The organism is Erythrobacter sp. THAF29 (assembly GCF_009363635.1).
Classification (GTDB): domain Bacteria; phylum Pseudomonadota; class Alphaproteobacteria; order Sphingomonadales; family Sphingomonadaceae; genus Erythrobacter.
The window spans coordinates 2,069,601-2,084,181 of the sequence record NZ_CP045392.1 but is presented as its reverse complement, the minus strand read 5'-3'; the positions used below and the strand labels follow the sequence as shown (position 1 = coordinate 2,084,181).

The window sequence follows — 14,581 nt, the reverse complement described above, 5'->3', positions numbered from 1 at the left end:
GTCAGTGTCGAACCGGCTCGCCGCCATATTTGTTCGGTCCCTGATTGGACCCGACAACGCCGAAGCCGATCACGACAAGATATCCAATCCAAGCGACCCAGCTGTAGGGCGCAACTTCCGCCTGCATCGCCATCGCGTTAGCCTGGTTTTCCGGCTTCATCATGTCGCCCATGATTGCGATCACATCGTCGACAACCATGATGTTATAGACTGCTGTGAACAGCTGGGTCGCGACCGGTATCGCGGCGATCCAGCCCGGAAACCCGCCATCGTGGAGACGCCTGACGAACGATGCGAGCAACAGACCGACCATGACCACCGCAACCGCTGCTGCAATCCAGGCCTGTGTTTCGATATAGCCCGACATGCTTTCAACCATCCCGGCGGCGATCTCGTCACCCCGGTCCGCGCCCGATGAACCGGAGGAGGCTGCATCGATAAGCTGGCCCGCCATTCCGATGTAGAGCGGGATCGAGCTGATCAGGCCGATCGCGAAATTCACGATCACCAGGAACAGGACGTAAAACCAGAACGTTTGCCGAGCATCCCGACCGGAAAAGTCGGTGAGATGCGATAGGTTGTACTTGATCGAATTCAGCACGATGCCCCCCTGCCCTCGCTAATTTGCCTAGTATGCGCGAGCGACCAGCACCCTTTCGACCGCCGGCTCGCCGGTGAAGATGCAGGTGCCATCGGCAGGCTCGGCATCGCGCGGCACGTTGCGGATCGTGAGCCTTTCACCCTTTAGCTGCTCGACAACTTTCTCGAGCGCCGCACCGGTCGGTTTCGACCACTGGACCTCGACCCAGCCCGGATACTTTCCGTTCGACTTGTAGAAGTCCTGCACCTCGCCCCAATCGGTCACGCCGCGTGTAATGTTGGCATCGCGGCGTTCGCGCGCTTCGGCGAAAAGATTGTGCTGGATTTCCTCGAGCAGAGCGGAAGCACCTGCCACGAACTCGTCCTTTGCCGGGAACGCAGTCGCGAGCTTCCCGGTTTCGGCGTTCCATAGGCGGTCACGGCGGATCGCGGCGACCTTCCCATTTTCCATGTCGCGCGGGCCGACTTCGAGTACGACCGGCGCGCCCTTACGCACCCAATCCCATCGCTTGGCCGATGCCTTGCCTGGTGTCTTGTCAAGCAGCACTCGGACTTTCTCGCCCATGCACCACTGTTCGGCGAGCGCGGCTCGGAGCTCCTCGCAGTACGACAGGATCGCAGCATCCTCTGGTTTCTCGCGGAGCATCGGCAGGATTACGATCTGGTGCGGCGCGATACGGGGCGGAACGCGCAGGCCATCGTCGTCGCCATGGGTCATTATGACACCGCCGATCATGCGGGTGGAGGTTCCCCAGCTGGTCGTATGGCAGAATTGCTGGGTACCCTCGCGGTCCTGGTACTGGATCCCGGCAGCCTTGGCGAAATTCGTGCCGAGGTAGTGCGACGTGCCCGCTTGCAGCGCCTTGCCATCCTGCATCATGGCCTCGATCGACCACGTTTCGACCGCGCCGGGAAAGCGCTCGTTTTCGGGTTTCTCACCCGCAATCACAGGCAGCGCGAGATCCTCTTCAACGCACGCACGGTACATTTCGAGCGCGCGCTGGGTTTCTTCAAGCGCCTCTTCGCGGGTCGCGTGTGCCGTATGGCCCTCCTGCCAGAGAAATTCGCTGGTGCGCAGGAACATGCGTGTACGCATTTCCCAACGCACGACGTTCGCCCATTGGTTTGTCAGCAAGGGCAGGTCTCGCCATGACTGAATCCAGCGAGCCATGGCATCGCCGATGATTGTCTCGGAAGTCGGGCGAACGACGAGCGGCTCTTCAAGCTTCGCTTCGGGATCGGGGATCAACCCGCCCTTCCCGTCAGAAATCAGGCGGTGGTGCGTGACGACTGCCATTTCCTTTGCAAAGCCTTCGACATGCGCGGCCTCGCGTTCGAAGTTGGCAAGAGGGATGAAGAGCGGGAAATAGCAGTTCTGAACACCGGCTGCCTTGATCCGGTCATCCATAAGACGTTGTACACGTTCCCAGATGCCGTAGCCCCACGGCTTGATGACCATGCAGCCGCGCACGCCCGATTCCTCGGCCACGTCGGCGGCACTGATGACTTCCTGATACCATTTCGCGAAATCGTCTTCGCGCTTCACGGGCAAGGCGTGGCGGATATTGGACACTGGGTCATTCCTGCTTTGGGTGGCTGGGTCGGCTCGCGGCCTTGCCGCTACTTGCTCAAGTCGTCCAGCTTCTTTTGCATGACGGCCATCTGTTCGCGCAATGCCTCGATTTCGGCCTGCGAGCTCTTCTCCGCCGTCGGCTCCGGCGGCTTTTTCCTCTGCCCCGGAATGAAGGTTTCCGCAGCTGCACGCATCATCGCCATGTTGGTTTCATGGATGGCGGCAAGCGGACCTGCGCTCATGCCTTTTTCGAAAGCTTCGCGGATCTTCGACTGGTTCTGCCGGAAATTCGCCATGCTGGCTTCGAGATAGGAAGGCATCAGCGACTGCATCGAATTGCCGTACATCCCGATCAGCTGGCGCAGGAAGCTAACGGGAAGCATCTGCTCGCCGTGCGCTTCTTCGTCCATGATGATCTGGGTCAGGATCGAATGCGTGATGTCGTCCCCCGACTTCGCATCGATAACCACGAACTCGACGTTTTCGCGCACCATCTTCGCAAGGTCATCAAGCGTGATGTAGCTCGAAGAGCTGGTGTTGTAGAGCCGCCGGTTCGCGTACTTCTTGATGATGATCGTATCGCCGGCTTCGCTTGCGGAAGCGGTATCTGACTTGCGTGCCATCCTGACCCCTGTGTCGTGCTGTTTTACGGGTCTTAGCACTCGCACAATGTGCAGCGCAACATCGCGTTAGGCGCCGCGCAAACGCTGTCCAAGAACGGTAAGCAATTCATATTGCGAAACAGAGCTTTGCCGCGCAGCATCGGGTAAGTCGAAGGGCACTTCCAACCAGTCGCCTTCACGCAAATCTGGTGCAGCTGCGAGATCGACGACGACCATGTCCATCGAGACTTTCCCGAGCAAGGGAAGTTCGCGGTCTTCGTTGAGAAACGAACACCCTTTACCCCTCGCCCTAAGGAACCCGTCCGCGTAACCCAGTGCAACGGTGCCAACGCGCATCGCTCTATCGGCAGTGAATTGCGCGTTGTAACCGACGCTGTCTCCGGCCTTTATGTCGCGCACCTGTATGATGGCAGCCTCGATATGGCCCACCTGCCGGATCGTATCGGCCAGTTCCGGGCGCGGCACACCGCCAAAAAGTGCAAGCCCTGGCCTGGTCAGATCGAACGCGAATTCGCGGCCAAGGGCAATTCCTGCGCTGTTTGCCAGGCTCAATCGTTCATGCCCGACCATGCCGATGGCCGCACGAAAGGAAGCGAGCTGCTGCGCATTCATCGCGCTGTCTTCGTCCGCGCATGCCAGATGGGACATAAGTGTATCGACCCGAAGCGCCTGGACGGCAGGTTCACCCAGCTGACCGGGAGGAAGCCCAAGCCGGTTGATGCCGGTATCGATCATCAGATGGCATGGGCCGCCGCCATGCTCATTCCATCGCTGCGCCTGCTCGATCGAATTGATAACCGGGATTGCGCCCGTGCTTCGGGCGTACGCCACGTCCTGCTGTGTCATCGGACCGTGAAGAACCGCCACCTGCTCGGGAGAAACATGCGCAATGATGCCTGCCACTTCGCTCCAGTGAGCGACGAAGAACACCTCTGCCCCCGCGTCACGCAGCACGGGCACGCATTGATCAGCGCCGAGGCCGTAACAGTTCGCCTTGACTGCAGCTCCGGCAGCAGCCTCGCCCGACAACGCATCGAGCGCGCGCCAATTATGCGCCAGTGCTCCCGCGTCAATCCGCAGGCGATGTGCGGGTGGGGGCGCTTCAGGTGCCGACTTCATCGGCGAAGTCTCTTGGCGGCCCATCCGGCAGGCCCCACCACGCGATCACCACGCCGAAAGCGACGACAACCCAGGTGTACCAGAGGCCCGAATAGACATTACCGGTGCTCGCAACGATGATCCCCGATATCAGCGGCAGGAACCCACCGAGATAGCCGGCACCGATGTGGTACGGGATCGACATGGACGAGTACCGGATACGCGGCGGAAACATTTCCGAAAGGAGCGCCGCGACCGATCCGTAGGTCAGCGCCGAGAGCACGCCGAGCGCCAGCAGCATCGCGATAATGCCGATGATGTTCGCTATTGGCGGAATCTGCCGGGAGAAATCGAAGCCATATTCGCTGAGAGCATTTTGGAGGCCAGCTGTCCGCGCGGCGCCATCCTCCAGCCATTCCGGCGCTATCGGAATCGGTTCGCCCGATACCGTTACGCCCAGTTCGCCGCCTTCGATTACGGTGTAAGACACTCCGCTTGCCGTCAGGGTGCTCAACACTTTGCCGCAATCGGTCTGTTCGCGGTCGAAAAGCTCGGCAAATGGATCGGTGACGCATTGCGTGCCTGTGACGACCACCGGGTTCCTCTCGGCCGCTTCGGCAAGCGCGGGGTTCGCAAGGCTGCCCATCGTCCAGAAAATCGGGAACAACAGCGCAAGTGTTGCGAGGGCACCGATGATGATCGGTTTCTTGCGCCCCACCCTGTCCGACCATTTGCCAACGACGAGGTAGAAACTCATCGAAGTGAGGCCGGCGATCAGCAGGATAATCTCAACCGTCAGCTCGTCGAGCCGCATGTCGCCTTTAAGAAACGAGAGGCTGGAAAAGAAAGCCGTGTACCAGATCGTCGTCAGGATACCCGCGACCCCGAACAGCGCGACGAAAATGCGCTTCTTGTTGCCCGGATAGGTGAAGCTTTCGACGAAGGGATTCCCTGCAATCTCTCCCTCCTCTTTCATTGCTTTGAACACCGGGCTTTCGGACAGCTTGAAGCGCATCCAGAGCGAGATGATCAGCAGAATGATCGACAGCAGGAACGGCACGCGCCAGCCCCAAGAGTTGAAGTCGTCCTCCGGGATGATGAAGCGGCACAGGAGCACCACGATGATTGACAGGACAAAACCGCCGACAACGCTTGCCTGAATGAAGCTGGTGTAGAAGCCGCGCTTTTCCGGAGGGGCATGTTCCGCGACGTAGATCGCAGCCCCACCATATTCTCCGCCCAAGGCGAGCCCCTGCAGCACGCGAAGGAAGATTACGACAACTGGCGCAATAACCACGTAGCTCGCGCCGTAGTTCTCTTCGAGATACCCAACCGTCGGGATCAGACCGACGCCGGCTGTTGCGATCCCCATCAATGTCACGGTCACGAGGAACGTGTATTTGCGCCCCAGCTTGTCTCCGAGAAAACCAAACAGGATTGCCCCGATCGGCCGGAAAGCAAAACCCACGGCAAAGGTCGACCAGACGAGCAGCAGGCCAAGCGTCGGATCGTCGACATCGTAGAATGCGTCTTTCAGGATGTAGGCGAGCGTGCCGTAGATGAAAAAATCGTACCACTCGAAAATGGTCCCGGCGCTCGATGCGCCGATAACGAGCTTGATTTCGTTTTCGGTGGGCTCCCGGTCCGCGAGCGCCTGTGCTTCTGCCATGTTCCCTCAGATCCCCTTATCGCCCTTGTAACCCGGGCTTTTCCTGTCAGCGCAAAGTCCTAGCCGCTGCCGGTTCAGGTGGAAAGCGCTTCGAGCGCGGCCTTCCACGGCATCAGCAACGCACCATGACGGCCGCTGTAAGGCTGCGCGGCTTCGAGTGCGTCGAAACCCGGCCAATCGGGAAGCTCGCCCCTGCCCTCCAGCCAGCCAGCGATTTGGGCGTGGGCCTCGTCAAAATCGGTGGCCGTCTTGCCCCGCGCTTCCAGAGCGAGAATCGCAGCAGAGCTCTGCCCGACCGCGCACGCGCTGACGCGCATTCCAATGCGTGCGACCGCGCCCGATGGATCCGTGTCGATGCCCAACGCGATGGTGCTACCGCAGGTACGAGATCGCGCTTCGGCAACGCGGGAGAGGCCGGGATCGAGGGGAAAATCGGCGAGTGCTGCCGATAACGCCAGCAAGCGCGGCGAGTACAGCTTGGCACCCGGGGCCTGCGCCATCGCCCTACTCTTGCAGCCCGGAGCCGCTTCTCGCATCCTGTTCGCGCTGCAATTGCGCGCGACGTTCTGCAATCATCTGGACCAGTTGCTTGGACGAGGCATCCACCGCCGGGTACGTGCGCGCCGTCGTAATCCAGGTCGGGCGGCCCTTGTAACCCCAGATGGTATCGAAGCCGAGCGCGACGATCGAAAATGCGAAGACGACAATGAGCGCACCTTTCACCGCGCCGAATCCAAAACCGAGCACACGGTCGATCGGGCCAAGGATGGAATTGCGCGATGCTTCGCCCGCATTGCTCGCGATGACACGCATCGCCGCATAAGGAATGAGCAGAAGCAGGACGAATGCGAGCAGCGGGGTTGCCGGTTCAGCGTCGTAAATGTTTCGAAGAGCCTCTGTCAGGAGGTCATGGAGATAGTACACCGCGAAAGCTGCAAGGATCCACGCCGCGAGCGACAGGACTTCCTGTACCAGCCCCCGCATGAAGCCGCCAATCGCCGCGAACCCGACGAAAAGCAGCACGATTATGTCGAACAACGTCATGTAGCGGAGGGTTATTGGCTGCCCATCACATGGTCAACGAGGTTCGCAAGTTGTCCCAATCCGCGATAATTGAGCTTCGACGAACCGGTCTTCGCATCGGATGGGCCGAAGCCCTTGGTGAAACCGAGCTTTGCCGCCTCGCGCAGGCGCAAATCCGAATGCGCCACCGGCCGGATTTCCCCGGCGAGCGAAACCTCGCCGAACCATGCCGCCTTGTCGGGTAATGGCTTGTCAGCGAGCGCCGATATTAACGCTGCTGCCACTGCCACATCGGCCGCGGGGTCAGCCAACCGGTAACCACCCGCAATGTTCAGATATACTTCTGCCGAGCTGAAGTTCAGCCCGCACCGCGATTCCAGAACCGCAAGCAACATGGCAAGCCTGCCACTATCCCACCCGACGACCGCACGTCGCGGCGTCGCGCCCGATTGCAGCCGGACGATGAGCGCCTGGATTTCGACGAGCACCGGGCGAGTGCCTTCGAGCGCGGGAAAAACCGCACTGCCTGCAAGCGGCTGGTCACGGCCTGAAAGAAACAGCATGGAAGGGTTGGCGACCTCCTCCAGCCCCTCGCTCGCCATCGAGAACACTCCAATCTCGTCCACCGCTCCGAAACGGTTCTTGAGTGCGCGCAGGATGCGATACTGGTGGCTGCGCTCCCCTTCGAAACTCATCACCACGTCGACCATGTGTTCGAGAACACGCGGCCCGGCGATGTTGCCGTCCTTGGTCACATGACCGACCAGCACCAAAGCTGTCCCGTTTTCCTTGGCATAGCGGATCAGTTCGAGTGAGCAGCCCCGCACCTGGCTCACAGTGCCGGGGGCGCCCTCGATCGTATCCGAATGCATAGTCTGGATGGAGTCGATCACCAGAAGCGCCGGTGGCTCGCCCTGCCCTAATGTTGTCAGGATATCGCGCACCGACGTTTCCGAGGCGAGCCGGATCGGCGCATCGGCCACGCCTAGCCGCGTTGCGCGCAAGCGGACCTGTCCGGCAGCTTCCTCGCCGCTGACATAGACAACATCGTTCCCGCCGCGCGCGATGGTCGCTGCGGTCTGGAGCAAGAGCGTAGATTTTCCGATGCCAGGATCGCCGCCCATCAGCACCGCAGAACCGGGCACCAGCCCTCCCCCGAGCGCGCGATCGAATTCTGCGAGCCCCGTCGATTTCCGGACGGGCAATTCCGTCGGTTTGTTGAGCGGTACGAACTCGATCCCGCGCCCGCCGCGCGAAAGGTCATGCTTCTGTGAAAAGACGGTCGCTGGCGCATCTTCGACAAGCGAGTTCCATTCCGCACAGTCCGGGCATTGCCCCTGCCAACGCGGGGTTACGCTTCCGCATGCCTGACAAACATACCGCTTCTTGCTCTTCGCCATCCCCCGCCATTATCGAGAACATTTACGGAACGCAATTGCAAACGCAGGCTATCCACGGCACAGATAATATCCATGCGTCAGAAGGAATTGCGGCTTGCTCTTGTGTGTTACGGCGGGGTCAGCCTCGCGGTATACATGCATGGCGTAACGAAGGAGGTCTGGCACCTTGCGCGGGCGAGCCGGTGTTACCATGCGCCGGTCGAAGCGCGTCTATCGGCAAGCGCCATGGTGTACCGCGACATGATCGCTCGGATCGAACGCGATCACGATCTGAGACTCCGCATACTGCCCGATATCCTGACGGGCGCGAGCGCGGGCGGGATCAACGCAATCTTCCTGGCTCAAGCGGTTCATTCGGGTCAGTCGCTGGAGCCCCTAACCGACCTGTGGCTCGAGAATGCCGACGTGAGCAAGCTCACCGATCCGAAGGCAGAGCCGATGTGGCGCTATGCCAAAATTTGGGCGCAGCCGATTGCCGAATGGGTGCTCAGCCGTCCGGGCAATGCGGTGACTGAAAGCGTTTCGCCAGAAACCCGCGCGGAAGTGCGACACAAGGTCTCGCGCCTCGTCCGCGGGCGCTGGTTCAGCCCGCCCTTTTCCGGTGATCACTTCTCCGACATGCTTTTCGATGCGCTGGAGAGCATGGCTTCCAGCGACATCGGACCTCCATTGGTTCCTGTGGGCCATCCCGTGGACCTTTTCGTTACCGCAACCGACTTTCGCGGTCATAGCGAGATGCTCAGGCTGAATTCGCCGCCCATTGTCGAAGAGACCGAGCACCGGATGCCGATGAGCTTTCGTGCGAAGGTGGGTGAGCCGGGCCACGAGAAACTTGCCGATCCTCTTGAACTGGTCATGGCGGCGCGCTCCACCGCCAGCTTCCCCGGGGCATTTCCGCCGGTAACACTCCGAGAAATCGATCGGGTCGCGAAGGCCAACAACCACCATTGGGCCTCACGCGGAGCGTTCCTCCAGCGGATAATGCCGGTTCATGTGCGGGACGGAACGGTAGACAGCGTCGCTCTGATCGATGGGTCGGTGCTGGTGAACGCGCCGTTCGGCGCTGCCCTCGATGCGCTCAGCATGCGGACTTCCCAGCGGGAGGTCGACCGGCGCTTTGTCTACATCGAGCCGCGACCGGCGAAGGGCAATTCTGTCGGGAATGATCCCGATAAGGAAGTGAGCTTTTTCGGCGCAATTTTCGGTTCCCTATCGACCATTCCGCGGGAGCAACCGATCCGCGACGATCTGGAAAGGATCGAGCAACAATCGCGCGATGCGGAGCGGCTGCGACGAATCGTCATGGGACTGCGACCGGAGATCGACCGCGCGGTCGAGAAGCTGTTCGGCCTCACGTTTTTCCTCGATAGCCCAACGCCCAAACGGCTCGGCAACTGGCGAGCGAAAGCGCAGCAGGCCGCTGCCGAGCGCGCGGGTTATGCGTTCGGCTCTTACGCTCAGACAAAGTTCACTGCGATTATCGATCGGTTAGCCGAACTGACGAACGGGGCCGCGCCGGAATTGATGCTGGCCGAGCACAGTCTCATTGCCGAACTGTTGCGCCGCGAACTCGCCGAGCGCGGACTTGATAAGCTGACCGAGGATGGCGGAGGGGCGAACGAGGCTGCCATCCAGTTCTTCCGCGCACACGACATTGGTTTCCGCATCCGCCGATTGCAATTACTCGCCCGCCGTCTTTCACGCGATTGGGAAATCGATCCGGAGATTCCGGACGATGCACTCGATGTCGCACGCGGAAAGATATACGACATTCTGGGTCTTTATTTCGCCGCCGACGATGGCGCGCGGGTGAGCGAGGAATTCAAACGCCGGGCGCGCAACGTACTCGAAGATCCGGGCGCTGTACTCGATTACCTCGAGACCAAGCGCCTCCTGCCAGAAACCGACCTCGAAGCCGAACGCCTCCTTGCCGAAGCGCTGGAGGAGATGCCCAAGAATCTCAAACGCCGGATGTTGCTCACCTATCTCGGCTTTCCGTTTTACGACGTTGCGACACTGCCGCTTGTGCAAAGCGACCGGCTTGCCGAGTACAATCCTGTGAAGGTCGATCGCATCTCGCCCGACGATGCGAGATCGATCCGCGAAGGCGGTACGATGGCGACCTTGCGGGGTATCGAATTCTACAATTTCGGTGCGTTCTTCAGCCGGGACTACCGGGAAAACGATTACATCTGGGGACGGCTCCACGGAGCGGAACGGATGGTCGATTTCGTGTGCTCGACCGTCGATGGCGGGGTGCAGCCGGAATCCCTACACGACTTCAAGCGCGCCGCTTTCCTCGCCATCATCGAGGAAGAGCTTGAAGTTGGCCGCTGCGAGCGAGAATTGCTCGACCAGATCCGCGCGGAAGTGATCGAACGGATGGGCTGAATGTCAGTCGTCCATGCTGTTCCAGATCGCGGTGACGAAGGCGTCTCCGCTTACGAAGCCCCCTTCGCGATCGAAGCTGGCAAGCGGTTTCGCCGCGACCGTATCAGCGAGCGATGCCCCTTCTTCACGCATTGCCTCGACCCGCTCGACCGCTTCGCCGATCATCGCGCGATAGGCGGCAAGTTCCGCTTTGTTCGACATGGCGCCGTGACCGGGGATCACCTTGGTGTCATTATCGATCATCTCGAGCACGAGATCGAGCGTGCCCATCATGTTGTAGACGTTTCCGCCCGAGCCCACGTCGACGAATGGAAAGCTTGTGATCGTGATGTAGAGGTCGCCCATGTGGACGACGTTCTTGTCCTCCCACATGACCACGCTGTCGCCATCGGTGTGGCCACCGCCGAGATACATCAGGTTGATTGTGTCGCCGTTAAGGTGAAACCTCATTCCCTGCCCGTATGTGACTATCGGCAAAGCTTCCTTGGCAGCAGGCGGAGTCTCATTGCCTACCACGGTCCCGCCTTCTGCCATTCGGACGCGGACATTATCGTGAGCGAAAATCGTTTTGCCCGCACGACCGAAGTGTTCGTTCCCGCCGACGTGGTCGAAATGCCAATGCGTGTTCACGACATATTTGATGGGCTGCGCGCCCAGCTCTGCCACCGCCGCTTCGATTTTCTCGGTCAGTTCGGCAAACTGATCGTCGATGATGACGGTGGCATCCTCGCCGTAACTCACGCCGATATTGCCACCCGCGCCGTAAAGTACGGCCACACCCGGCGCGATCTCCTCGGATGTGACCTCGACTTCTTCTAGGCTTCGCTGTGCGGAAGCCTGTGCGGACAGGACAATGGTTGAAGCGAGGGCAAATGCGGCCAAGCGTTTCATCGGGGTCTCCTCTCTATCGAAAGGCTAGACCCCGATCGCAAGCCTGTCGAGCGCGCTCTGAACCTGTCAGGCCCCGAAAGCGTCCTTCAGCTTGCTGAAGAAACTGCGACTCTCGGGGCATTCGTCGCCCGTCTCTGTCTCACGGAACTCCTGTAGGATTTCCTTCTGCTTTTTCGAAAGCTTGGTCGGCGTTTCGACCATGATTTCGACCACGAGATCGCCGCGACCACGCCCTTGCAGCACGGGCATGCCCGCACCGCGAACGCGCAATTGCTTGCCCGACTGGATACCTGCCGGAATGTCGACCGTGTTGGTCGAACCATCGAGGTCAGGAATGTCGACGCTGCCGCCCAGCGCGGCGGTCGTGAAGCTTACGGGTATACGCGTCGCCAGCGTGGTACCCTCGCGCTCGAACAGCGTGTGCGGTTTGACGTGGATGAAAATGTACAGATCGCCAGGAGGCGCGCCTCGCTGGCCCGCCTCACCCTTGCCCGAAAGGCGAATGCGCGTGCCGGTGTCGACGCCAGGCGGAATCTCCACCTCAAGCTGTTGCGCGCGATCGACGCGGCCCTCGCCCCGGCATTCGCCGCATGGATCCTCGATAACAACCCCGCGACCGCCGCAGGTCGGGCATGGACGTTCGACTACGAACAGTCCCTGCTTGGCGCGTACCGAACCTTGTCCGTGACACAGGTTGCAGGTCCGTTCTCCGGTCCCGGGAGTCGCGCCCGAGCCATCGCAGGTCTCGCATTGCTGAGAAACCTCGATCTCGATCTCGGTGCTCTTGCCGTGAAACGCCTCTTCGAGCGTGACCTGCATGTCATAGCGCAAGTCGGCACCGCGGCGCTGTTGCTGACGGCGCGCGCCGCCACCACCGAATGCGCTTCCGAAAATCGTTTCGAATATGTCGCCGATATCGGCAAAGTCACCGTGGCCATTGCCGCCACCAAATCCTCCACCGCCATTCATGCCGTTGGTGAAGGCTTCATGCCCGTATCGGTCGTAAGCCGCGCGTTTCTGCGGGTCTTTGAGGCACTCATAAGCCTCGTTGCACGCCTTGAATTTCGCCTCGGCTTCGGCATCGTCCGGATTGCGATCCGGATGATACTTCATCGCGAGCTTGCGATACGCGCTCTTGATCGCGGCGCCATCGGCATCCCGCGACACGTCGAGCGTTTGGTAATAATCGATCTGAGTAGCTGCCATAGGTCGTCGCCTACCAGAAACCTAACCGCCGCCGGCGCGATATGCACCAGCGGCGGTTGAGTTATCCATCGGGACTTCAGCCCTTCTTGTCTTCGTCGACCTCGGAGAATTCGGCGTCGACGACTTCTTCGTCGGCCGGTTCCTCGGCGGTGTCTGCGCCTGCATCGCTACTTTCAGAGGCGGCGGAAGCCTGCTCCTGCTCGTAGATCTGCTGGCCCATCTTCATGGCCGCTTCGGTAAGGGCCTGCGCCTTGGCGCTGATCTCGTCGGCATCGTCGCCTTCGAGAGCGGTCTTGGTCGCGGCAAGCGCTTCCTCGACTGCCGACTTGGTCGATGCGTCGACCTTGTCGCCGTGCTCTTCGAGCTGCTTCTCGGTCGCGTGGACGAGGCTGTCGGCCTGGTTGCGCGCTTCTGCGGCAGCCTTGCGCTTCTTGTCCTCTTCCGCGAACTTTTCAGCGTCCTGGACCATCTGTTCGATGTCGGAATCGGACAGGCCGCCCGATGCCTGAATCTTGATGGTCTGTTCCTTGCCGGTGCCCTTGTCCTTGGCGGAGACAGACACGATGCCGTTGGCGTCGATGTCGAAGGTCACCTCGATCTGCGGAACACCGCGCGGTGCCGGCGGGATCCCGACGAGGTCGAAATTGCCGAGCAACTTGTTGTCGGCGGCCATTTCGCGCTCGCCCTGGTAGACCTTGATCGTCACCGCGTTCTGATTGTCTTCGGCGGTCGAATAGACCTGCGTCTTCTTGGTCGGGATCGTCGTGTTGCGATCGATCATCCGGGTGAAGACGCCGCCCAGGGTTTCGATGCCGAGCGACAGCGGGGTCACATCGAGCAGCAGCACGTCCTTGACGTCGCCCTGCAACACGCCGGCCTGGATCGCAGCGCCCATGGCCACGACTTCATCGGGGTTCACACCGGTATGCGGCTTGGCCCCGAAGAACTTCTCGACCACTTCGCGAACCTTGGGCATGCGGGTCATGCCGCCGACCAGGATCACTTCGTCGATATCGTCCTTGGAAACGCCGGCGTCGGCCAGGGCTTTCTTGCACGGTTCCAGAGTGCGGTCGATCAGGCCGCCCACCAGCTTTTCAAGGTCGGCACGGCTGATCGTTTCGACCAGGTGCAACGGCGTGGACGAACCGTCTTCCATGCGCGCGGTGATAAACGGCAGGTTGATTTCGGTCGTCTGCGAACTCGAAAGCTCGATCTTGGCCTTTTCCGCCGCTTCCTTGAGACGCTGGAGCGCAAGCTTGTCCTTGCGCAGATCCATGTTCTCTTTCTTCTTGAACTGGTCGGCCAGCCATTCGACGATCGCGCTGTCGAAGTCTTCACCACCAAGGAAGGTGTCGCCATTGGTCGACTTCACTTCGAACACACCATCACCGACCTCGAGGATCGAGATGTCGAACGTACCGCCACCAAGGTCGTAGACCGCGATGGTCTTGTTCTCGTCCTTGTCGAGGCCGTAGGCGAGCGCGGCCGCGGTCGGCTCGTTGATGATGCGCAGCACTTCGAGGCCGGCGATCTGGCCTGCATCCTTGGTCGCCTGGCGCTGGGCATCGTTGAAATAGGCAGGAACCGTGATCACCGCCTGCGTGACAGGCTCGCCAAGATAGCTCTCGGCGGTTTCCTTCATCTTCTGAAGGATGAACGCGCTGATCTGCGAGGGAGAATACTTCTCGCCGCCCGCTTCGACCCAGGCATCGCCGTTCGGTCCCTTGACGATCTTGTAAGGAACAAGCTCCATGTCCTTCTTGGTCGTCGGATCGTCGAACCGGCGACCGATCAGACGCTTGATAGCAAACAGCGTGTTGTCCGGGTTGGTCACCGCCTGACGTTTGGCCGGCTGACCGATTAGACGCTCACCATCCTTGGTGAAGGCAACGATCGAAGGCGTCGTGCGCGCACCTTCGGAATTCTCGATAACCTTGGGCTTGCCACCATCCATCACTGCCACACAGGAGTTGGTGGTGCCGAGGTCAATACCGATTACTTTTCCCATTTTTACCCCATTCATTCATAGGTCGTTGGACACCGCGTTTCGGCACTTCCCATCAGGCAAAGCACCTCTGCGGCTCGAATATGAGGCGGATATAGGTGC

Annotated in this window: 12 protein-coding genes; 1 reads left to right on the top strand and 11 read right to left on the bottom strand. The window is 60.4% G+C overall.

The window, feature by feature from the left end:
• Position 1: 1 nt before the first annotated feature.
• From FIU90_RS10090 to radA, 8 genes are all read right to left on the bottom strand, one after another.
• On the bottom strand, positions 2–601 hold the full coding sequence (locus FIU90_RS10090; RefSeq protein WP_172970241.1) for a DUF805 domain-containing protein: 600 nt from the start codon (positions 599–601) through the stop codon (positions 2–4).
• A 27-nt stretch (positions 602–628) separates the two neighbouring features.
• The gene (gene proS, locus FIU90_RS10085; protein ID WP_152434632.1) at positions 629–2,173 is read right to left on the bottom strand and encodes a proline--tRNA ligase; all 1,545 of its coding nucleotides are present in this window, start codon (positions 2,171–2,173) and stop codon (positions 629–631) included.
• 47 nt (positions 2,174–2,220) lie between these two features.
• Positions 2,221–2,796: a polyhydroxyalkanoate synthesis repressor PhaR gene (phaR, locus tag FIU90_RS10080; RefSeq protein ID WP_152434631.1), complete on the bottom strand. Its 576-nt coding sequence runs from the start codon at positions 2,794–2,796 to the stop codon at positions 2,221–2,223.
• A 66-nt stretch (positions 2,797–2,862) separates the two neighbouring features.
• Positions 2,863–3,915: an alanine racemase gene (alr, locus tag FIU90_RS10075; protein ID WP_152434630.1), complete on the bottom strand. Its 1,053-nt coding sequence runs from the start codon at positions 3,913–3,915 to the stop codon at positions 2,863–2,865.
• A complete protein-coding gene (locus FIU90_RS10070) occupies positions 3,899–5,563 on the bottom strand; it encodes an MFS transporter (protein WP_152434629.1) in 1,665 nt (554 codons plus the stop codon). The genes alr and FIU90_RS10070 overlap by 17 nt, the downstream gene beginning before the upstream one ends.
• A gap of 74 nt (positions 5,564–5,637) precedes the next feature.
• Positions 5,638–6,063 (bottom strand): iron-sulfur cluster assembly scaffold protein, encoded by a 426-nt coding sequence (locus tag FIU90_RS10065; RefSeq protein ID WP_152434628.1) that lies wholly within the window; start codon positions 6,061–6,063, stop codon positions 5,638–5,640.
• Between the two features lie 4 nt (positions 6,064–6,067).
• Positions 6,068–6,607, bottom strand: coding sequence for a CvpA family protein (locus FIU90_RS10060; RefSeq protein ID WP_152434627.1), 540 nt, complete (start codon positions 6,605–6,607; stop codon positions 6,068–6,070).
• An 11-nt stretch (positions 6,608–6,618) separates the two neighbouring features.
• Positions 6,619–7,986: a DNA repair protein RadA gene (radA, locus tag FIU90_RS10055; protein WP_152434626.1), complete on the bottom strand. Its 1,368-nt coding sequence runs from the start codon at positions 7,984–7,986 to the stop codon at positions 6,619–6,621.
• A gap of 72 nt (positions 7,987–8,058) precedes the next feature.
• On the opposite strand from radA, the gene FIU90_RS10050 reads away from it, so the two are divergent.
• Positions 8,059–10,377: a patatin-like protein gene (locus tag FIU90_RS10050; protein WP_152434625.1), complete on the top strand. Its 2,319-nt coding sequence runs from the start codon at positions 8,059–8,061 to the stop codon at positions 10,375–10,377.
• A gap of 3 nt (positions 10,378–10,380) precedes the next feature.
• Here the strand turns inward: FIU90_RS10050 and FIU90_RS10045 are convergent, their stop codons facing one another.
• The 3 genes from FIU90_RS10045 to dnaK all read right to left on the bottom strand — a co-directional run bounded on the left by FIU90_RS10045 (position 10,381) and on the right by dnaK (position 14,482).
• Entirely contained in the window at positions 10,381–11,268 is an 888-nt protein-coding gene (locus FIU90_RS10045) for an MBL fold metallo-hydrolase (RefSeq protein ID WP_152434624.1), read from the bottom strand.
• A gap of 66 nt (positions 11,269–11,334) precedes the next feature.
• Positions 11,335–12,474: a molecular chaperone DnaJ gene (dnaJ, locus tag FIU90_RS10040; RefSeq protein WP_152434623.1), complete on the bottom strand. Its 1,140-nt coding sequence runs from the start codon at positions 12,472–12,474 to the stop codon at positions 11,335–11,337.
• 76 nt (positions 12,475–12,550) lie between these two features.
• Positions 12,551–14,482 carry a molecular chaperone DnaK gene (gene dnaK / locus FIU90_RS10035; protein ID WP_152434622.1) on the bottom strand — a complete coding sequence of 644 codons (1,932 nt, stop codon included), beginning with the start codon at positions 14,480–14,482 and terminating at the stop codon, positions 12,551–12,553.
• Positions 14,483–14,581 lie beyond the last annotated feature (99 nt).